18 protein-coding genes and 1 pseudogene are annotated in these 20928 nt (G+C 30.9%); 5 read left to right on the top strand and 14 right to left on the bottom strand.

The window, feature by feature from the left end:
• The first annotated feature begins 102 nt into the window (after nt 1-102).
• Nucleotides 103-1767, top strand: coding sequence for an ABC transporter substrate-binding protein (locus AC3WVA_RS24470; protein ID WP_492322231.1), 1665 nt, complete (start codon nt 103-105; stop codon nt 1765-1767).
• 502 nt (nt 1768-2269) lie between these two features.
• On the opposite strand, the gene AC3WVA_RS24465 is transcribed toward AC3WVA_RS24470, so the two are convergent.
• From AC3WVA_RS24465 to AC3WVA_RS24445, 5 genes are all read right to left on the bottom strand, one after another.
• A complete protein-coding gene (locus AC3WVA_RS24465; protein WP_492322230.1) occupies nt 2270-3952 on the bottom strand; it encodes a DUF2075 domain-containing protein in 1683 nt (560 codons plus the stop codon).
• A 148-nt stretch (nt 3953-4100) separates the two neighbouring features.
• A complete protein-coding gene (locus tag AC3WVA_RS24460) occupies nt 4101-4430 on the bottom strand; it encodes a nucleotide pyrophosphohydrolase (protein WP_087983708.1) in 330 nt (109 codons plus the stop codon).
• 68 nt (nt 4431-4498) lie between these two features.
• The gene (locus AC3WVA_RS24455; protein WP_098520565.1) at nt 4499-4861 is read right to left on the bottom strand and encodes a hypothetical protein; all 363 of its coding nucleotides are present in this window, start codon (nt 4859-4861) and stop codon (nt 4499-4501) included.
• A 57-nt stretch (nt 4862-4918) separates the two neighbouring features.
• Nucleotides 4919-5842, bottom strand: a complete 924-nt coding sequence (locus AC3WVA_RS24450) for an HNH endonuclease (protein WP_098520566.1) — start codon at nt 5840-5842, stop codon at nt 4919-4921.
• 879 nt (nt 5843-6721) lie between these two features.
• The gene (locus AC3WVA_RS24445) at nt 6722-7105 is read right to left on the bottom strand and encodes a (deoxy)nucleoside triphosphate pyrophosphohydrolase (protein ID WP_098520567.1); all 384 of its coding nucleotides are present in this window, start codon (nt 7103-7105) and stop codon (nt 6722-6724) included.
• Nucleotides 7106-7499: 394 nt separating this feature from the next.
• On the opposite strand from AC3WVA_RS24445, the pseudogene AC3WVA_RS24440 reads away from it, so the two are divergent.
• Nucleotides 7500-7781 (top strand): annotated as a pseudogene (locus tag AC3WVA_RS24440) (hypothetical protein); the annotation flags it as partial.
• A gap of 137 nt (nt 7782-7918) precedes the next feature.
• Here AC3WVA_RS24440 and AC3WVA_RS24435 read toward each other — a convergent pair.
• Nucleotides 7919-8212 (bottom strand): ArsR/SmtB family transcription factor, encoded by a 294-nt coding sequence (locus tag AC3WVA_RS24435; protein WP_098520569.1) that lies wholly within the window; start codon nt 8210-8212, stop codon nt 7919-7921.
• Between the two features lie 692 nt (nt 8213-8904).
• Between AC3WVA_RS24435 and AC3WVA_RS24430 the strand changes: the two genes are divergently transcribed.
• Complete coding sequence (locus tag AC3WVA_RS24430) at nt 8905-9318, top strand: hypothetical protein (protein ID WP_087995131.1); 414 nt, start codon at nt 8905-8907, stop codon at nt 9316-9318.
• 75 nt (nt 9319-9393) lie between these two features.
• On the opposite strand, the gene AC3WVA_RS24425 is transcribed toward AC3WVA_RS24430, so the two are convergent.
• A complete protein-coding gene (locus AC3WVA_RS24425) occupies nt 9394-9609 on the bottom strand; it encodes an alpha/beta-type small acid-soluble spore protein (RefSeq protein ID WP_001167047.1) in 216 nt (71 codons plus the stop codon).
• Between the two features lie 165 nt (nt 9610-9774).
• The gene (locus tag AC3WVA_RS24420; RefSeq protein WP_098520571.1) at nt 9775-11532 is read right to left on the bottom strand and encodes a methyl-accepting chemotaxis protein; all 1758 of its coding nucleotides are present in this window, start codon (nt 11530-11532) and stop codon (nt 9775-9777) included.
• 1090 nt (nt 11533-12622) lie between these two features.
• Between AC3WVA_RS24420 and AC3WVA_RS24415 the strand changes: the two genes are divergently transcribed.
• Nucleotides 12623-13102, top strand: a complete 480-nt coding sequence (locus AC3WVA_RS24415; protein ID WP_098520572.1) for a CPBP family intramembrane glutamic endopeptidase — start codon at nt 12623-12625, stop codon at nt 13100-13102.
• A gap of 615 nt (nt 13103-13717) precedes the next feature.
• Here AC3WVA_RS24415 and AC3WVA_RS24410 read toward each other — a convergent pair.
• The 5 genes from AC3WVA_RS24410 to AC3WVA_RS24390 form a co-directional block, all read right to left on the bottom strand.
• Complete coding sequence (locus AC3WVA_RS24410) at nt 13718-14128, bottom strand: hypothetical protein (protein ID WP_098520573.1); 411 nt, start codon at nt 14126-14128, stop codon at nt 13718-13720.
• Between the two features lie 415 nt (nt 14129-14543).
• The gene (gene hepT, locus AC3WVA_RS24405; protein ID WP_046956013.1) at nt 14544-14957 is read right to left on the bottom strand and encodes a type VII toxin-antitoxin system HepT family RNase toxin; all 414 of its coding nucleotides are present in this window, start codon (nt 14955-14957) and stop codon (nt 14544-14546) included.
• Nucleotides 14947-15354, bottom strand: coding sequence for a type VII toxin-antitoxin system MntA family adenylyltransferase antitoxin (gene mntA, locus AC3WVA_RS24400; RefSeq protein WP_046956012.1), 408 nt, complete (start codon nt 15352-15354; stop codon nt 14947-14949). Before mntA ends, hepT begins: the two co-directional genes overlap by 11 nt.
• Before the next feature lie 334 nt (nt 15355-15688).
• Nucleotides 15689-16036: a YxeA family protein gene (locus tag AC3WVA_RS24395; RefSeq protein WP_492322229.1), complete on the bottom strand. Its 348-nt coding sequence runs from the start codon at nt 16034-16036 to the stop codon at nt 15689-15691.
• Between the two features lie 207 nt (nt 16037-16243).
• On the bottom strand, nt 16244-17893 hold the full coding sequence (locus AC3WVA_RS24390; RefSeq protein WP_492322228.1) for a S8 family peptidase: 1650 nt from the start codon (nt 17891-17893) through the stop codon (nt 16244-16246).
• A 352-nt stretch (nt 17894-18245) separates the two neighbouring features.
• On the opposite strand from AC3WVA_RS24390, the gene AC3WVA_RS24385 reads away from it, so the two are divergent.
• Nucleotides 18246-18713: an RsfA family transcriptional regulator gene (locus tag AC3WVA_RS24385; protein ID WP_098347279.1), complete on the top strand. Its 468-nt coding sequence runs from the start codon at nt 18246-18248 to the stop codon at nt 18711-18713.
• 161 nt (nt 18714-18874) lie between these two features.
• On the opposite strand, the gene AC3WVA_RS24380 is transcribed toward AC3WVA_RS24385, so the two are convergent.
• Nucleotides 18875-20572: a helix-turn-helix domain-containing protein gene (locus tag AC3WVA_RS24380; RefSeq protein WP_048530068.1), complete on the bottom strand. Its 1698-nt coding sequence runs from the start codon at nt 20570-20572 to the stop codon at nt 18875-18877.
• Nucleotides 20573-20928 lie beyond the last annotated feature (356 nt).

The raw sequence follows: 20928 nt of genomic DNA, 5'->3' as shown, positions 1-20928 counted from the left end.
CGTATCTCCTCCCCTTGTCTAATGTTATATTAAACTAGACTTATCAAATTAAAAATGGACAACTTCAGAAAAACATGTCCACTTATAAAAGGAGATAGGAAAATGGATAAAACTTTACTGAATCTATGGCAATCATTTTCTTCAGGAAATATAAAAATACAAGACCTAGCAGATTTTTTAAATTTAAGTACAAAGCAAACAGTACGTTACTTACATAAATGGATGGATGAAGGTTGGCTGACTTTCATTTCTGGAAAAGGTAGAGGAAATCCCTCCTCTCTTCAATGGTTGAAAAATATAGAACAAATCTATGAGTCACAAGTAATGGAAATTATGGACCAACAGCCTGTTGAAAAAAGTAGTAAATATTTACTATATAATTGGTCTCCAAACAGTAAACTACGCTTAATGACTAAGTTTCATTCAAAATTTGGCTATATACATAATTCAGATGATAAATTAATTATTCCTAGAAGAAAGCCCTTTTTAACAACACATCCGCTCGAGGCTGCCGATGTACATAGTGCACATATTGTCGCAAATGTTTTCAATCGACTTGTTTATATGAATGAAAAGGGGAACATATTCCCTGAAATAGCTCATAGTTGGGATGTAACTCAATCTACGCTTAGACTATATTTAAAAAAGTCTATAAAATTTCATGATGGATCCATCTTAACAGCGTCTGATGTGAAACTATGTCTCTCAAAATTACGCAGTCATACATACTATAAAGATTTATGGGCACCCATAGAAAAAATAGAAGTTGTATCACCATTAATTATTGATATACATTATCCAAAGGGGTGTAGTTATTGTTTACAAATGTTATGTATGATAAATACAAGTATTTATAAAGAAAATAACGGTCAAATTATTGGAACCGGTGGTTTTTATATAGGAGAGAATAATCTGGAGAAAACATCATTGATAGCATTTCATGATTATTTTCAAGAAAGACCATTGCTAGATACAGTAGAATTCATTCAGGTCCCTCTAGAATTTGATACTATTTATCAATCTTCTAAACACCATAAATGTAATTCTACTTTTCAAGTAGAAAGGAATTCCGGTTTTGGCGTTATAATTATGAATGCTTGGCGCCATTCTTCCATTCAGCACATAGATGTTCGTAATTACTTACATTCTATTATCGCTAACAATATAAATCATATTCATGAATATGATTCTCAAAAAACTCCAAACGTTAAGAGCTGCTTGAAAGACATAGATCATCAAATCAATATTCCAAAAAGAAAACGTCCCGACTTTAAAGAACCACTTATTATAAAAGCTACTCAGTATACAGAAGCGACTACAAAATGGTTAATGAATATCTTAGAAAAAGAAAATATACCTTTTCAAGTTAAATGGGTTCCATTTGAAAACTATCTTAGGGATGAAAAACTTAATGAACAAGTCGACCTTTTTATTCATGGTGAAGTATTTGAGATGAATCAAGAGATATCATTTTATTATTTTTTAACAGCTAGATATTCACCATTAGCTAAAGTGTTAAAAACAAATAAATCACTTAGAAAACAACTATCTAAATATAAACATACACATTTTGAAGAGTGGGCTTTATTAAATAAGAATCTTGAAAAGGAACTGATAGAATCCTCTATCATGATTCCCTTATACTATGAAACACGTCAAATTCCTTTTTCATCAGATTTAACGAATATTAAGATGAAATATTTTGGATATGTGGATTTTTCTCAACTTTGGATAAGACCTTTCATTCAAAATTCACAAGAAACCTAATCTACTTGTAATCATTATCACCCTATTTAATTTCCCTAATGCCAAAGGTAAGTTTTTTAGGAATACCGATACATCGCTATTAGGTCAATTAAACTGGTCTCCAAACGTCAACAACTTAATTAATCAATAAATAACATCATCTCTATTTACAAATATTTCGAAGGACTCACAAAACAAAATTATTATCTTCCCACAGTTATCTATGAGAAGTTAGCTCGTTTTTTATTTTGGCTAACCACCAATTTATCAATAGTCATATCTAGAAACGCAAAAAAATCCATTTAGATGATCTAAATGGATTTTTTTACTTATATAACACTATTTAAAGTTAAACAAATACGTTTGAATAAATGTAGAACTCAAGTTTCTTAGTTAAGCTTTTTAAATGCTGTCTAATTGACAGGGGTCACTGCATTAAGTTGACTCTCCCCTAAAGGGGCCAGCTGACGAAGGTCCTGTGTGGGCTTTCCCGTATCGTAAATTCTGTAACCCCTTTTTATAATTATTGACTTACTTTTACTATTTCCTTTAAATATCTTTGCATATTTTGATTTACTGCATAGACATAACATCCATTTATCCCTCGAGATAATAATACGTAATAAATTCGTTTAATATAAGATGTTAACTCTACATTATTTAAATCGGTCCCCTTAATTGGAAGGCCATTTCGATCTTTATACTCTTTTGGATTGACGATGATTTCTGCTTTATTCAAATCGTAGTCTCCATTTTCTTCACCTGTGTAATAGCAATCAATTTCTGCTCCTAAAATCACACCAATATAATTTAAATCAGCACCCTGAGTAGTATGAATACATCCTATTTCCTCTACACTGTTTTTAAAATTAATCCAATCTTTTACCTTTGAGTTCCATATAAATGTATTACCTGTAACAGGATCTTTTATATCATATAGATTCTTATCCTTTTGTGTGGCCCATTTCCAAGAATAGCCTGCGACTACACGACATAATTCATATTCTTTATTTAAAGATTTGATAGAATCATTTAATTCTGTAATAGAGTCCATTACTTTAAAGTCATAACCCTGTAATAATCCTTCCTCATAAACGCCAACATTATTTGCTATTTGTAGATATTTACGCAGCCATGCTAAATATTGCTCTCCAGATTTTAAACGGAATTGTTTATGTAAGGGATGCCTCTTATAATTCACTGTCAACTGTTGGAAGACATCTGTATCTATATCTGCAGGTCGAATTGTTTGGTATGGATCATAAACCACAGTTAAGTGATATGCATATGTTTCTATTAGCTCCAACTCAGTTGTATAACCATTATCAGTGACTAAATGTTTTAAATCACGTGCTTGTTTACCAAAATATTGTTTCAGACGATGTGCTTCGTCCACAAAAACATATTTATATTTTGTGCCCCTACCTTTTGCCTGCTTAATAAATTGTGAAGGTGACAGTACTGTAATACTTTGTAGACCTAGTTTGTTCATTAAGCTCTTATATAAATTTAATGAGTGAGTTTGCGGAACAACAAGTGCTATATCTTCATAATTCAAACCCTCTCGTGCTTTACCAGTTTCATTGTCATAAGCAAGCGCATATAAGATATTTGTTAATACAATTGTTTTACCGGTACCCGGGTCCCCTGTAATCAAATGTCGACTATTTGAAGTGGTAAGCATCGTATTAAAAATGTCTTTACATACCTCAATTTGATTAGCCGATAGGTCTTTAAATGGTGAATATTTATAAATAAATTTATTATGTATCTCACCTAACTTCTCACTAGCTATCCCTTCTTCAATTAACTGATTCCAAATTCTCTTAAACATACTCTGAACATTTTCAATCCCGTTATAAGTATGAATCTTTTGGCCCCTTACTTTATTCAGTAGGTTAAATTTATCATCTGCAGATAAATATTCAATTAACAATGTTTCAATATGCTTAATTGAACTTTCATTAAATAATTCGCTTTTTATTACAATAACTTCATTGAATGTTTTACTTTCATCACATAAATGCGCAACAAAACGCTCATATATATCTGTGGACTTACCTACATATAAATTCTTCTTATCTCGTTGAATATAGACTACTGGTACTCTATCAATTTCGAAGTCTTTCATACTGCCTTGCTCAAAATCTTTTCGCTTCTTCTTAATTATTTCAAATGAAGATAATTTTGCTGCAACTGATATCAATTAAATGACCCCCCATTTTTAAATTCAAGAATATTTGAGAATGATGAATATTGTATACCATTTGAATCCAACACACACATCCAATTCAAATTCCCAGCCCTCTTCTTTTACATATTTATCTCAAAAAAACTGTAAAACGTTAATCGTTTTACAGTTCATTATATTTTTTATTTTTTCCAAATGCCTTTTCTACTGGATATTTCTCTGCATTCTTGAGTAACTTAGCATGTACTGCCTCTTCTAAATCAATATTCAATTTATCACTTAACATCAGCAAATAAATCATTACATCAGCAATTTCTTCTTTCATTTCCTGCATTTTAGTTTCTGTTGCTTCTTCACTAGACTTCCATTGAAAAGTTTCAAGTAATTCTGCTGCCTCTAAATTTAATGAAATTGCTAGATCCTTTGCATTATGAAACTGACCCCAATTTCTCTCATCTCGAAATTTTATTACTGCCTTTTGTAAATCTTGCATCACTATTAATCTCCTCTCTTTTTCATACTACCTTTTCAAAATACAAAGCACTATATATTGAACCTTAACTAATCCACCTTAATCCAGATATAATCGTCTTCATATTTAACGTTTAATTTTAATCGAATTCCCTTCATATATGCCTCTAGTTGCTTTGAAAGACTCTCATCACCGACTTGATCATATCTATCTACATTTAAATATAACTTAAATACACTTCCATTCGTTAACTCAAATTCCCACTTTAGAAAGTTATGTAACATACTTTCCTTACTCATGTATTCATTTGCTTCCATATATTCAAGTAGTTCATGTAAATTATAATATACTAAGCTACTTGGCCTGATATCATGACATTTTGGACAATATTCTCTATATCTATCTTGCAATTGCATAATCATTTCTGTACCACATTGATTACAGTTACACATGTAGCAATCTCCTTTAATTCTCTTATGTTCTTTATACACTTGAAATTATAAACTATACTATTTTGTTTTAAAAATGTTCCTCTTATGCCACTTAAAGTATAATTTATTTTCTGGGCGAATTTCTATCTTAGCTTTGGGTTTTAATCCAAATATCAAATAATCTGTTTCTACTATTAATGGAGAAATATGCAATCGCCCCTGTCCATCAAATGTAATAAACCCTTTATCATAAAGGGCATCATGATTACAGCAAAGTAACACACCATTATAAGAATTTAATCGCTCCATACTTGTGCTATCTTTCCATGGCTTTGAATGACTTGCTCTTAATAACTCTGGCAAATTTATTCCGCATAATGCACATTTTCCGTTCCATAGATCCATTAATGCTTTCCTGAATTTTTGCTGTCCAATTCGAATTGTAGCTTTTACCTCTGATTCCGTTTCAGATATCACAGGAATTAATGTGTTATTCTCAGTCCTTCTTACCTCATCAACTGATAATTCTAATTGCTCATTTTTCTTCTCATAAATGTTTAAATCACTAATTAGTTCAATTAATTTGAGGGCTAATTCTTCGTTACATGGATATAAATATCCTTGATTTCCTTTTGCATCTGATTGAAAAGGTGAATATTTAATTGGCAACAGCTGCGATATCTCTTCAAATTTCTCACGTATATTAATTGGTTTTTCCAACTCATGATATTTTAAAGACACCAAATAGCCCTCATCATTCCATTGATCATGACTTTTCATAATCGACGGTTTATTCGATTCCTTACAATCTTCTTCAGCAATACTAACCGCTACAATATCCCCTTTTACATAATGAAAGATTCGATCTCCATTTTTTACATCCATCATTCTTTTCCATGAATGTGGTACGTTACCGCCTCTATCCTTTTTAGGCGACCAAATAATTTCTAATTCTTTTTCCTCTTGATAAGTATGTCCTTGCATAACAATATAATGATTCATATATTCTCTCCTAAGGCGTTTATTTACTACGCTGTATTCTAATTAATATAATACTAAAAAACTCTTCTATGATTAGCAAATAGTCTGTTTAAGTGTATATTACTCATCTATCGTAATTTTCTTAATTTATTAGAATTTCTCTCATGAAATTTACTTTTGCAATTCATAAATTAAATATATATCACAGAAATATCTACGAAGATTCCCACCTGTAACCACTAAAAAACATTGTAAATCCCTTTACTCTAAAATTGAGATTTTTCCAGAAGCAAAATCACCACCAAGTAAGATGGCTTCCAGTTCTTTTTCTTACTGTGGATGTTTATTTGAAAATGATTCAATAATCTCATTATGTAGAGTCTTATGTTCTATTACATATTCCCATTAATTACGTATCTTTATCAAGTTGTTCTCACTTGGCCTTCTCCTCTTCTATAAATAAATTATTAGGTTCTCTTTAAAATTAGAGAACTCACTCTCACCATGTACTTATAACTTTTGTCTCTTGTCTCTACTTAAGATCATCCTTACTGTGATTTCATATAGCTCTTTTCGTTAGATACTAAATGTTTTAATTCATTACTACACATTCCTTCTAAACAACCATATTTCTTTTTAGCTTAAAACCTACTTTATATACCCACTTAAACAAACCAAAAAGGGCTCCTTTAAGTCGATTAATTGTGCATAGCAAAATAAGCTGTATACACTAATCGGCTCAAAGAAGCCCTTTCAAAATTGAAACAAGAAAAAAACTGCTTCTACAACTCAACCACAACACATAATGTGTGGGAATAAACGGAATCTAATAAACAAATAATATAATTATATATTACATAATAGAGTTATTTTTCTCAAGGATATTTCATTAAAATATTCCTACAGTGCTTCTACGGTAGGAATATCAGCTGGTGCCCACTTTAAATGCTTTAAGTCTTTAATACCCATCCATTTTAGCTCTGCATGTTCAAGAGCTTTAGGCTTACCCGCTAAGATTCTTGCTTTATATGTAGTGAGATGAACAACAATAGTTTCATACTCGTACTCGATTTCTTCTACCTTCTCATCTACAACAATTGTACATCCCAGCTCCTCTTTAATCTCACGAATTAATGCAGCTTGTGGCTCTTCTCCCCTGTTTAACTTACCACCTGGAAATTCCCAATAGTTCGGTAACGTCATTTTAGGAGAACGTAATGCACATAAGACTTCATTATTTTCATTAACGATTACCGCACCAACAACTGATATTTTTCTCTTCATGCTTACTCACTTCCTTATACAGATTAATTAATACTTAATATCTTATATTAATTCATTTTTAAAAACCAAATTTTCCTTTTAATTGATGATTAAACTAACAACTACAAAATCGCTTAAAAACGTTACGAAAAAATATGGAACAAAACAATTTCAATTCTTACATCATCTCTTCAAAAGAGGATATTTGATATTTTACAAACATTAAGTATAGCCCTGAGGAACGACCATTTTCATTATTGTATCGCAAAATGATCTTTCCATTTTCATTGTACCTAAATTAGAAGTAAAAACGTATTTTCTATTATAGAATTCATTTACTCTCTTTTCTACATAATGTGAACTGACTGTACTTTTAATTTTAAAACTCAAGCTTTACTTTCGGTAAAGCATAAGAAAGATTATTATTTTAGGAATTCTAATCTTCTTATTTGGATTAGGTACCTTGAGTGATAGTTTTATTGGTGGGTTAATTCTTCTACTAATAGGTATAGGAATTGCAGGTAGCGGCATTCAAACAATTTTAAGAATTGAAAAAGCAGGAACACCTTATCATATTAGTGTCCCATTCTTTGAAAAAGAAAAAATGCAATTATTAAATGATATTATACACAACGCTTTAGCAGATGACACAGACAAAACAGATTTAAATTTATTCTTTGATAAAAAATCACAGTAAATATTATTATATTTAAAATAAAACCTTATAATCGAATTATATTAATTAATTCGATTATAAGGTTTTTCAATTTATCTAACTAACAAGTTTTTCTCATATAAAAAGCATGTACTTCCTTTTAATACAAAACGTTTTATCTAAAAACCTAAGATTCGTACAATCTGACGGGCTTTAGCATTATCTATATAATAATGCATCTCTAACCCCTTTCTTTCTGCACGAAGTACGGTTCCCCTTAATTTTGATAGATGCTGTGAAACAGTAGATTGTGGGAGTCTTAATATTTCCGTTAATTGCGTTACATTACACATTTTATGATGCATTAATTCATTTACAATTTGTAATCGTACCGGATGTGCCATTACTTTTAAAACATCTACGTCTTCTTCGCGGATTTCAGCTAGATCTCTATCAGTTACTACTGTTTTCATTTCGCATTCTCCTTTATTATTAATTTCTATTTTTCTTATTATCCTTATAAATAGTACTTATAGATGATTACGATTTGTCCTGTTGAGAAAATTTATTCTCTTCTTAAAGTAAAAAGGAAACCTATCCTGAAAACAGTTTTTCACATAACTTTGATCTATGTTTAACACATTTTGCTAAGTAAAAGTACTTCGCCTATCCTTTGGCAAAAGCAAATAAAAAATTCTGCTTTTGCCTTCTCGTCCTGAAAAATTGATAAGTAGTATCCCCTATCTCACACTCTACAAAATAATCATTTTATTTCTCAACCGAGATACCTGGAATTAAAATACCAAAAATGGTAATATGAAGTCACCTTCAGTTGTCAATTGTGTCCCTTTTTAAAAGGCCCTGTCTATAATGACAAGGCCTTTTAAATTTCCCTGAATATCCTTTCTATTTCGTTTTCTTTTAAATAACCAACGTATGTAAAAATCAGCTACCATCTCATTCATAGTTTTGAAAATTTGTTCTCTCCTTATTTAAGAATACTTTAAACTTCAGATAGATTACCGTATATCGACATCTTATGTATGCAAAATTACATATCAAATCTAATTGAAAAACATTCTCGTTGTAACTATAATGGTTTCAAGAGGTGATATTTTCACTTCCTTTTCAAATCTTGCAATATATTAAAGGAGGAACTAGCATTATGAAAAAAGTTATTTTAGCAGGGGCATTAGGAATTGCAGTACTATCAGGTATGAACTTACCAGGAGCAGAGGCACCAAAAGCGAGTGCGGCAACTACAAATTTAGACATTCAAGAAGTTACAAAATATTACTCTATGAGTTCCTATGAAGTTTCTCAAAAAGAATCATTTAATCTTAATAAAGGGGAAGAACTTACGGTCTTTGTACAAAATTCCGGATTCCCAATTTCTTATACAGTCTTTGATGCAGATGATCAAGTAATTGGCACATACAATGCTAATTCACCATACGGTCGCGTATTCAAAGCACAAAAAGACGGTAATATTTCTGTTCAATTTCAAGCAGGAGTAAATTCTTCTTACATGAAAAAGATGAATTTCACAGCCAAATTTGCAGTGTCTAAATTTAACTAGCAGTAAAAATTTTCACTATCCCATTTAAAGACAAATTAAAAAGGTATATCCCTTCCATGGGATATACCTTTAACTTTAATGAATTTTATATTGACCAGATAACTGCTCTTGCGCCATACGAACTAAACGTTTTGTAATTTCTCCACCTACTGAACCATTAGCTCTTGCTGTTGAATCCGGTCCAAGTGTAACACCAAACTCCTGAGCAATTTCATATTTCATCTGTTCAATTGCACTTGCTGCAGCTGCTATTAAGATTTCGTTTGAATTATTATTTTCGCGAATTTGCATTTTTTAAACACCTCCGTTGAATTTGGTAATATCATGCTCTATTTCCAACAAAATATGCAAAAAAATTATTCGTTTAGCCATTTTACATATATACCTTAGCTTTCACTCTTTATATGGGCATAAATAAAGGCATAGGTCATACCTATACCTAACCCTTCTCCTATCCTACTTACTTTTGAATTCCCCTATTAACTCCTGTAACTCTTGGGAAAGCCAATTCAAAGAATTCGCCAACTCTGCAATATCTTGTACATACAGTTCTTGCTCTTTCATACTTGTCTCTACATTGCTACTGCTATTCACATATGTATTTGCAATGTGTGATAATTCATTTACAATCTGAACAATAGTTTGATTATCTTTTAAAATGTCACTTGAATTATTCAAAGCCACTTTAATTTGACTGGTAACAGATTGGGCTGATTCTGAAATCTTTTCAAAGAAAGCACCGCTACTTTGAACAAGTGTTATTCCTGATTCTACTTCCTTTGAAATCTTCTGTATGGATTTTACAGCCTCATCTGCTTCAGCTTGGGTTTCATCAACTAATTTAGCTATATCCCTTGCAGATGCCTCGGTTTTTTCCGCTAATATACGTACCTCATCCGAAACAACTGAAAATCCTTTCCCCATCTCTCCAGCACATAAGGCTTCAGTAGAAGCATTTAAGGCTAACATATTTGTTTGCTTTGACATAATTGTAATTACATTAAGAATTTCACTAATTTCCTTAGATCGTGCTTCTAATGCAAACATACTAGAAGATACATCTTGAACTGTATCTTGGATTCTTTTCATTTGATTCACAATTTGCTTAATCAAATCTTTTCCTTCTCCAGAATGCTGTTCCATGTCTTCCGAGGCATTCCTAACTTGTTTTGCAGCTCCTTTAATTTCTTTCATTTTACTTTCCATTTCTTGAACAATTCCTAAACATTTTTGCACTACATTTTCATGAGAATATGCTCCTAAATTTAATCCTGTAGTAGCACTTGCAATTTCTTTAAAGGCTATACTATTCGCTTTTGTACTTACCGACAATTCCTGTGAGGATGTCGAAACTTGTTCAGCCGTCTGCCTTACTTTATCTATAATCCTATTAAACTTTTTAATAGTGTTATTAAAATAGATATTAGTTATCCCTATATCATCAGACCTTTCATTCAATTTAATACTTAAATCCCCTTCACCAACTTTACGTAACCCTTCTTGTAAATCCTTTAAAGGCGATAGAGATTTTCGTGAGATGAATATTTGAATTGTAATTGCAATTGTTAATGAAATGATTATAAATAGTAAACCGTGCACTACAAATTCTTTCTTTGTAAGAGGAATAATAGAAGCGTCTAAATCCGCTGCAACAATTGCAATTATATTATTATTTTCATCAGTAATTGGCTCTAGAATTGTTACCCATGTACCTAGTACATCTTCATACACTTCCGTCATTTGTGCCTGTTTCGTTTTCATTACTTGGTTGTATGTCTTCTTCCAATGAGTTGGATGCTCATAATAGTCACCTGCTTTTACAGAACCTAGTTTTACAGAAACCGTATCTGCTAATTCTGTATCCAAAGCTACTAATTGTAATTCTGCTTTATCATTTAGCTTGGCCCCTGTAACATATGTTTGTCCGACACTTTTCATATTTTTTATAGCTTTATCTAATTGCTCTGTCAATTTTTCTTTCTTCACTCTTTGTGCTGTGGGGTCTTTTGCTACATCTCTTACTATTTCCAGATCTAATTGATTTATTAATGTATCTCCTGTTTCAAAAGACTGCCTTTCAAATATAAACATCATACTATTTTGAAACATGTTAAAACTTAACGCCCCCATACTTCCCACAAGCGTCAGAATTACTAATACCGTTAGTAATACATTTTTCTGAAGCAACGATAGCCTATGCCAATATTTTTTCATTGATTTCACCTTTCTTATTTTCAACAATACAAAAACAAAGTAGTAACTTATTAAAAGGTTCTATTTCTGTTATTAACTTAAACATTAAAATAGCAGACTTGTCATTCAATCAAACGTTCCAATTTTTTCGTTTGATAGATCTTCTTTCCTTTTATACTGATAGTTTCACTATAATTAAAGAAATAATTTAAAGTTTATTTTCTTCTTTTCGAAGCTCATTTTGATCTATTGTACAAATATCAGTTTTCCCATTTGCAATCGCATCCTTTTAATATATGTCCAGCTGCTTCTGGAAATCTATTAAAAGGAAGACGTAAAACTTCTACTACCTCATCTCTTCTATTCGTACTGATATTTTCTAAATTGATGTGTTAAAGGCTTTGCCTACAATAATTGCTATAAAATTTAATGGCCTACTAAGAATATGTTAAATTTCATATTTATCCTCTAAAAAATTTCACATTAAATTTGTTGGAGTTCCTTCAGTGAAGATTTTTCATAATATCGTTAGTTTTAAATAAAGACAAGAATTTTTAAGAGCCTCTTCTGTAGTTATCTTTATCTTGCATAACAAAAAATTGGTAAGTTGAATCCAATCTCCCATTTTATAACTTTTTTCCTTATTTTTCTATAAAATTTTAATATTTACTTGTACAAATTAAACTTAGACTTTTTTGGCCTTGATTCTTTAATTTTCTTAAATTCATATGAAGCAGCATAGTAAGTGAAGTTTTATATTAAAAATATGCAAAAATACATACTCCCCCAAAACTATATGCACTTAAATATTCATATAGTAAAATATTAAATACAAGAGTGCCCTATACAACAGATTTCCTTAAGAAGCTTGATATATTATTTATCATAGAATTGTTGTGACATTAATATCTCATTTTGCTCTTTAATATTTTGATATTAACAATATGGTGTTAAAATATGCCTACTTTATAGCTACACCTATATAGGCCAAGGATTCAATTACAGAACAATTTCCATCAATAGTAAACGAAAAAAGATGTGAAACAAAAAGAGACCCAACTATATATTACTTTTTGTATATGTGTAATAAAAGATTATAGGAGAAATATATATGCTAAAAAAAATAAATAGATTTATGTTTGCTTTGCCTACAATTTCTTTTGTTTTTCTTATTTTATTAGGAACATTTTTATTTGTTATACCACTAGATCTATTCTTACCTGAAATACAAAAAAACCCAATAACAGAAGCACCTCTTATTCTGCAAGTTTTATTAGGGGTATTGGCGGCACCTATATATGAAACAATAGTTTTTCAAGTATTTTTATTTTGGATATTAAGTTGGATTCCTTATATTAAAAATCGCGATTACCTTATCATTTTAATGGCATCAATTATATTTGGATTAAATCATCAATATGGAATCACTTATATAGTTGGTACAACCATAATTGGTCTTTTATATAACTATGCTTATTGGGTATATAAAAAAAAGAATGAAAAATATCAGGTTACATTGCCTGCTTTTTGGGTTGTGTTTTTGATTCACTTATTACATAATTCTATTGCTTTTATAGCATCAAATTTATAAATTTAAAGATAATATAGATTAATGAATTATGTTTGTACTTATTTAAGGTAAAAGACACGAAATAAAGATTAGAGAGTGCCCGTATTTTCAAAGCGTAACTAAGAATTAAGCCACCTGAGTCTATATTTGTATGGGCTCAGGTGGCTTAATTTCTTTTGAAATCTTTAATGATTATAAAACTATATATATTTGCGCACTTAACATAGCGAAAGAATTCTTTTTATACATGCATTATCCTAAAAGTTTCGCTTTCGTGACATACTTTCCTTCATTTTTCTAACATCTCATTCTCTTCTTCCAATCGTTTAGTCTTAGTACCTAAACATAATCCTTTTGTTTCCCCACGTTATTCTTCTAGTTCTTTAATACCTACAGTTTTGAATTATTTCATCCAACAACTTGTAATAGGACAATAAATCTCTAATTCTTTCGCAACAGTTTTATCCTTTATACCTTTTTTGAGTATAAACGCAATTTTTTTTCTTTGCATTTTGTATAACGAGTAATTCTAATTTAACCCATAGAAAAATCCCCTCCATAGTAAACAGGTTAATGTGTTTTCTTTTCCTATCTACTATAGGGGGAGTATAGCATAGCTTCTTTTTTGTAAAAGATTTAAGATTCTAGTGCAGCAATTAATTGCTGACGTTCTTTGTCTCTAAAAATTTTAATTTCATGTTTAAACTCATAATTTCCTGCTTCAAATCTAACCCATTCCTTACTTGTCCAATATACAACATCTACATTCGTATCTAAAATTACAGAACATATGTCTACTAATTCTTCCTCGTAAAATGGCGCTTCTTTTGCTAGTTCAAAAGCTAGTACTTTTGGATCCTTACTTTTAATTTGAAGTTCCCTTGAAGTTTGCCCTAAATACTGCCATGGAGAATGTAGAGATTGCACATGGGAATTTTGAGTTTCTTTAAGCTGTGATGAAGAATGTATTGTTGCAGCAAATGTAGGTTTACTCACTCCTATTGTTGCGCCTAAAGCAATAGAACCAATAATAAGTTTTTTAATCATTTTTTCAGCCCCTTTAATTATTTTGGATATGCTTCCTTTTTATACTACGTTCATGTTCGTGTAAATGAAGATGATTTGACATGATTCATCATTTTTCTCAAAAACTGTATATTAATTAATCGCAGTAAATTCACCAAAAACAAAAAAGTTTCTGTAGGGAAACTTTTTTGTTTTTGGTATACATTATATGTATAAAAATTAGTTTTGAAAATATTTACTTATTTGTTGATAAAATTGTATTTGGATATTGTTCCTACTATTATCTTCATACATTTCATGCAAAGCTTTACTACAACATGAACAAATTTATCTTATGACCGCTTTTCTTCTTACGAAATTAAGTGATTGTTTCAATAGCTGGTTCGAGAGTCATAGAATTACTTTCTTTCTAAGCTCAATTATTCCGTTCTTTCGCCTAAAATTCCAATATCCCCATTACTTCTTTCGTAAATAGTTTAAAATCAGTTAAATGTTTTTCAATAATTTGACGAACAATATCTAAATTTACACTTTGATAATCATGAACAGCAATATTACGAAATCCAACCATTGCCTTTAACTTATTTGCAAGATCAGCGCTAAGTAATCCTGCTGTAACCAATAAATCAAAGGCCTCTCGACTAGATTGGGGTAGTCCTAATTTTTTCCCTGCAACAATATGCATCGCTAAATCAATACTTGCTTCACAAGCTCTTTGTATGTTCAATATTATTGAATCTTGTTTTGTAAAATCCTCTAAATTTTCAGGGTCATTTCCATACACATCTTGAATTCTTTTTATACAACGCTCTACTGTAGAAATTTTATTTAAAATAACCTCATTCTTCATATATAGAACCTCTTTTCTTTATATCATCAAATACTATCTGTCGTTCTTCATTCAATTTTGAATACATTTTTAAGGTTTTCATTTCAAAAATGACCTTACGTCTTTCATCCGAACAAAATATTGTCTTTCCTGTATGTATAATCTGAGCTTGAAAAACTGTAGAAGCTTCGGATAAATCAACTAAATCAACATCTTTATGAACAATGTTAGCTAACTCCTGTGCTAATAAAAAACGTTCATAGTTCCCTAAAGTTGTGTCACTTAAATAAGCTATATCAATATCACTATCTTCTCGTTCTCTATTCTCAGCCGTTGATCCAAACACAATTATCCAATAGGGATTCACCGTCTCTTGTAATTTTTCTATAATAGCTGTTATCATGCTTTGAAAAATCATTTAATTAATCCCCCTTAGTATACTTGAATTTTATTATATCATAACCAATCATCAATCCTTTAAACGACTACAAATACTTAAACAAAACTAGAAGCTTATTTCTGACCTAAAATTATTATAGGTCAGGAGTAGGTATGTTGTAACTTTGAATCTTAAATAATTGTTTATAATCCTACACTTCACCTATTAAATGTCTTTTATATTTTCTTCTTGCAAAAGTAAAAGACTGACAATAACTGTCAGCCTCTTACTTTTGTAATTCTAAAGAACTTTAGCCTATTTCAATATACCTTCTAATAATTGGGGGATATATTGCTCTAACAAAACTTATATATTAATCCACCTTTAATTTTTCTTTTACCTTTCTAGGGAGTTCGTCTTTTTTAACTTCTTCCCAAGATTTCACACCTTTTTTCTCAGAGTAATATATACGTAAAAACGCTTCTTTACGAAGGTTTTTTAACGCTGTAAACTCCATTTCTTTCTCTTTACCATCCTTATCAAATCCAGGTAATTTATATTCGTAAGTCGTATCCCTATTTACATTTTTCTCTTTTAATTTTTCACCATCCTTGGTAATTTGCACATAATATGTATCTGTACCAAGACGATTTAAATTACACCCCGATAACAACACGGTAAACATCACAAAAACACTACACATAAGCACTATTCGTTTCATATTATTCACCTCATATCTTTTCTCACAAAATTATATCCTAATCTATTGGCTGCAAAAATTCATTTCCATTACGCTAACATTACGTTTTTGTAAGGTAGTAAAAATAGCATAATTAAAAGGATATGAATTCATATTTCTATTGAATTCATATCCTTTGTTCTTATTGAGTATACTATTTTGCCTTATTCTAAATAGGAGATATTTCTATTATTCTGGGAAAATGAAGTTAGAGTTCCCTTCACTATTAGCGGAATCTTCTTTTGGGAATGTAATAGTAGATCCTTCATTTCCCTTATTCCCTTTATTTATTTCTTGCTCCTCAGGAAATACAATGGAAGAATCATTACTTAAGTTTGGTGAAAAACCAAGTTTAGATAAAATAGCTTTTAAATCGGGTAAAACACCAATTTTATCAGAGATTGGATCGTTAGATTTCGTTCCAGTACTAGGATCACTTAAAATATCCCTAATCTGGCTTGGTGTATATACTTTTCCCTGATTATTTTTTGCAATTCCTTGAATTGATGCAGCAGCACCAGCAATAATAGGCGATGCACTAGATGTTCCAGCAAAACTAGATGTATATAGATTTGTTATAAATTCACTTGGTTTAGCATCTGTAGTATCTACTGCATTCCCCCATCCATACACATCCACTCTACTACCGTAATTAGAGAAATATGAACGTTTATGAGGAACCCTTGCAGAAGCTGCCCCAACCATAATTGCCCCTGAATCTTTAAAATCAGGACTATTACGATTTAAAACTTGTTTACCACTACGGTCTCTAAATTGATCCAAGTCATTTCCGCCGTTTGCACCTGCTTCAATAATAATAATTCCTTTATTTGCTCCCAGACGAATTGCATCAAATATATCCGGTTTTACTTCTACAGGAAGATAGTTCTTATCTCCATATCCATCATAAGTAGCCTGGGCTTCTAATAAAAGGATATCTCCAGCTTGCATATTGTTAACTGCACTTAAGATAGCATCAGCTGTATTATAATTTCCGTTATCCCTAATCTGAGATACAACCTTTACCTTAGCTTTAGGTGCGATCCCAATTCCACCTATGTTATTATCCTCTGCCGAAACAATTCCTAAGACTGATGTACCATGATCATGGTGCTCGCTTTTATTCTGTCCAGATATCAATTCAATCTTTTGATTCACTAAATCCTCATGACTAAATAACCACCCATACTCCATATCTACGAAAGTAGTCCCTTTTCCATCCCCACCTTTTATGCTCCAGGCATAAGGTGCATTAATTCCTAATGGTGCTGGTTCAAGGTAACCTTGTCTTGTAAGTCTAGGCTCATCATATGGATTAACAGATAAATTTGGTAAACGCTCTTCTGGTGGCGCCTCTTCTTCCTGTAAATATGCCGTTTCAACAAGAGATGATTTCTCAATTTTTGTAAGTAATGCTTGTACATCAATATCATCTTGAGTTTCTACAATATAGTAGTTTAGCAAATTAGAAGAAATATGATTGGAATCTTTTATTTCTTTACCTAGATTTTTTATTTCTTTAGGATTTAAAGAATTAAAAAGTCGATTTATAGTTACATTTGGATATTCAGCTAAAATTCCAATAAATTCAGGATCCTGTTTTTCTTCTTTAATGAATTTTTCTATTCTATCCTGATATGGTAAATTCGCTTCATTTTTAAATTTTAAAATTAACTGTTTAGTAGCTTGCTTATGTACAGTAGAATTCAATTGCTTATTTGAATAATTGTAAGTAGCTGCGTAGGCAACTTCTGATTTTTCACTTGGAAGTATACCGCCTACTCCATTAAATGCTGTTAATGCAATTGAAGAAACTAGAATTCCCTTAAAAATTTTCAAAACGTGCACCTCTTCTTATCAATATATAATTATAAAAAAATGTATATTATCTAACTTCTTTTTATCAAAACGTTTTATATATCCGACTGTATTTTCAACTCCATTCATTCTTTAATATTTGTTGAAACATCATTAATACAACTAATTCATACCAACAATTTTATTTATTCAGTTGCATTACTGTAACCAGTATAGTTACACCTTAAAAAATAGTCAACCTTAAATGCAATTTTGCATGTAAAATCATACATACTTCTTTTAACTTACCCCCAATTATTTCAATAGAAGTTGAGCTTCTATCATTTTGAGTAATTGCATATATGTAATATAAAACATGTAAGGAGGTTAAAATGTGGTAATCTCAAGACAAGATTCCTGGACTGATGATAACGATTTACTTCTCGCATCAACAGTACTTCAGAATATTCGTAACGGTGGAACACAGTTAGCTGCATTCAAAGAAGTAGCAAAACTACTAGCTAGAACACCTGCAGCTTGTGGATTTCGTTGGAATTCATATGTGAGAAAACAATATCAAGAAGAAATACAGCAAGCAAAACAAGAGCGAAAAGCGGGAAACAACATTCCCTTTTCTCCACCAGAAAAAGAAACAAACTCCTTGCCTATTACATTAGATGACATTATTCTCTTTTTACAAAATTATAAAGATGTGAATGAATTGACAAAGTTACAAAATCAAATTGAAGATTTAAAAGCTGAGAATCAATCTCTTCTACAACGTTTAACTATGTATGAAGAAGAATATCGTATGTTACTGAACCATATTGATAAGACAAGAAATTTAATTCCAGTAAATTAAACAGCATAACTATATTGATTCTCTAGTAGGACCTTCGCCCTCCAAAATCAACGTCAATATAGAAAATTCAGACTTTTGCAATTGTATATAAGTAAAATACACATACATTATGTATGTGTATTTTTAATTTGACTATTATTAAAAGAAATATTTAGTCTATGTTACATCTTTTCTAGTATTTCTTGTCTTTCACACCATTTTGTTAGCTTTTCTAATGCTTTTTTAGACAAACGTTTTGTTTTATAATTACAAAACCTAGATAATGTAGACGGAGAAATACTGATTTCATCTGCTATTTCACGAATGCTTACCTTTTTTTCATTGTGTACTTTCAGTATTTGGTCACGAATCTTTTTTTCTATTTGTTCAACTGATTCTACAGTCTTCTTTATCTCTTTAACAACTGTTACTTCAGGTAATTGTTCTTGAGGTTCTTCTATAATCTTCTTTCCAATTACCCTATCCATTGATTGTAGCATTTCCTCAGGTGGTAAAATCGTGATTCCTAAGTTAGTGTAATAATTTTTAAACCAATTACGTTTCCCAATTTGTTGTTCATCAAGTGGATCACTATACTCCCAATGAGAGATTACTTTTTCATTTTCTAAATCCATTAGAACATTTTCTAACTGTTCTCTAATACGATTTGGTTTCCAATCTTTTGGGATATCCATTACCGCAAGCAGCCCTTTGTCCCCACCTATAGAATATGGCTTTTTCAATGATGAATACATTTGTCTAATTCTCCATTGCCATGTTAAGTATCGAATTAACCTCTTATGATATTTATGTCTATAGCTATTGTATTCAAGCGCTTTTTTAGACAATAATGCTGTTGTATTATTTGATCCGTATAAATAATTGGTTAAAAAACTGCCTGGCTTAATACGACAAGATTCAATGCCCATATATTCATTTGTCACACTATGTCTCCATAATACAACCGAATCTAATACAAATAATCGCTTAACAACCTCACGCTTTAATTCTAGTCGTTCCCCTTCATCTTCACGATCATTTAATACTACGACTTCATTATCATCATTTAAATAGATAAAAATACTTGCTAAAGCCGCAATTCTTTTTGCTATTTTAATTTTATCTTCCGCTCTATAGTATTCCTTATTTTTGACTACTGTTTTTGGAATGTTGCACATCTCTAAAACTTGCTCATAAGAAAAATCAATGAATTCATCTGGAGATTTTGCTTCGTTTATCCATTGTATTGTAATTGCATCTAAACAATCTGCCGTTAAATCATCCATATTACTCATTACATCATCGACAAGAGTATTCCATCGAGCAGCTTCTTCTATATTAGTAAGTCTTAAATCTTCATCTTTGTGTGAAGAAAGCTGAGCTACACCATTAGAAGATTTTGTTTCAATAGGATATTGTAAAACCTTACTTAATTCATCTTCTTCAAATTGATTTTTTGCAATCCCATCTCTTAATTTATAATAAACAGCAGAGTTATTTACCTCATAATAATCCTCATGGTTTACTATGCTTGTCTCTTCGATATTTTGATCATTTTCTACTATTATTGAGCTTGAAGATGCTACATTTTGGAATTCTTTGTCTATAAATCCTTCAATTTCTTTATATATTTCTTCCTTATAGGAATCAATTTTGGCATAGATTTGTACTAATGTGGTACCGGATTCTTGTTTTTTTTCTAGCCAAGACACTAATGCAGTAAATGATGGGGAAGCATGACGTGAGGTTAATACTTTATTATTATTGTTTTCAACATCTTTAAAATATGCATTCCACTTATTCCATACTAGCTCATTGGTCTTATAAATTGGCTCAGAGATTAACAAGGCATCTCGAAACATTTGTAATAAGTTATCCACTTTATATTCCTCCCTAAACCATGGATCACAACAAAGTAGTTTACATTATAAGATTTCTCACTACTATTATATTTAATTTATTGTAACAGATATTTACAAGATTTTGCGTCTTTCTTTCCTTAACTCCTCAATTTGCAACATCGTTGCTCTTTCTTTTACCTACTCTGCTTTACTTGCATTCCTTTTGCGCTTTACTTTTCTTAACTCTTCAACTTGCAACATCGTTGCTCTTTCTTTTACCTATTCTGCTTTACTTGCATTCCTTTTGCGCTTTGCTTTCCTTAACTCTTCAACTTGCAACACCGTTGCTCTTTCTTTTACCTATTCTGCTTTACTTGCACTCCTTTTGCGCTTTG

It is taken from the genome of Bacillus sp. EB106-04-02-XG92, assembly GCF_058791995.1.
The sequence above is the reverse complement of the archived record's forward strand: the minus strand, read 5'-3'. Positions and strand labels throughout refer to the sequence as shown.

Coding starts and splice junctions, on each gene's coding strand:
- AC3WVA_RS24460 (WP_087983708.1), bottom strand. CDS start 4,430: ATGCAAGATTTACAAAAGGCAGTAATAAAATTTCGAGATGAGAGAAAT.
- AC3WVA_RS24415 (WP_098520572.1), top strand. CDS start 12,623: ATGCTAAAAAAAATAAATAGATTTATGTTTGCTTTGCCTACAATTTCT.
- AC3WVA_RS24455 (WP_098520565.1), bottom strand. CDS start 4,861: ATGTGTAACTGTAATCAATGTGGTACAGAAATGATTATGCAATTGCAA.
- AC3WVA_RS24470 (WP_492322231.1), top strand. CDS start 103: ATGGATAAAACTTTACTGAATCTATGGCAATCATTTTCTTCAGGAAAT.
- AC3WVA_RS24425 (WP_001167047.1), bottom strand. CDS start 9,609: ATGCAAATTCGCGAAAATAATAATTCAAACGAAATCTTAATAGCAGCT.
- AC3WVA_RS24420 (WP_098520571.1), bottom strand. CDS start 11,532: ATGAAAAAATATTGGCATAGGCTATCGTTGCTTCAGAAAAATGTATTA.
- AC3WVA_RS24445 (WP_098520567.1), bottom strand. CDS start 7,105: ATGAAGAGAAAAATATCAGTTGTTGGTGCGGTAATCGTTAATGAAAAT.
- AC3WVA_RS24410 (WP_098520573.1), bottom strand. CDS start 14,128: ATGATTAAAAAACTTATTATTGGTTCTATTGCTTTAGGCGCAACAATA.
- AC3WVA_RS24435 (WP_098520569.1), bottom strand. CDS start 8,212: ATGAAAACAGTAGTAACTGATAGAGATCTAGCTGAAATCCGCGAAGAA.
- AC3WVA_RS24450 (WP_098520566.1), bottom strand. CDS start 5,842: ATGAATCATTATATTGTTATGCAAGGACATACTTATCAAGAGGAAAAA.
- AC3WVA_RS24395 (WP_492322229.1), bottom strand. CDS start 16,036: ATGAAACGAATAGTGCTTATGTGTAGTGTTTTTGTGATGTTTACCGTG.
- hepT (WP_046956013.1), bottom strand. CDS start 14,957: ATGAAGAATGAGGTTATTTTAAATAAAATTTCTACAGTAGAGCGTTGT.
- mntA (WP_046956012.1), bottom strand. CDS start 15,354: ATGATTTTTCAAAGCATGATAACAGCTATTATAGAAAAATTACAAGAG.
- AC3WVA_RS24430 (WP_087995131.1), top strand. CDS start 8,905: ATGAAAAAAGTTATTTTAGCAGGGGCATTAGGAATTGCAGTACTATCA.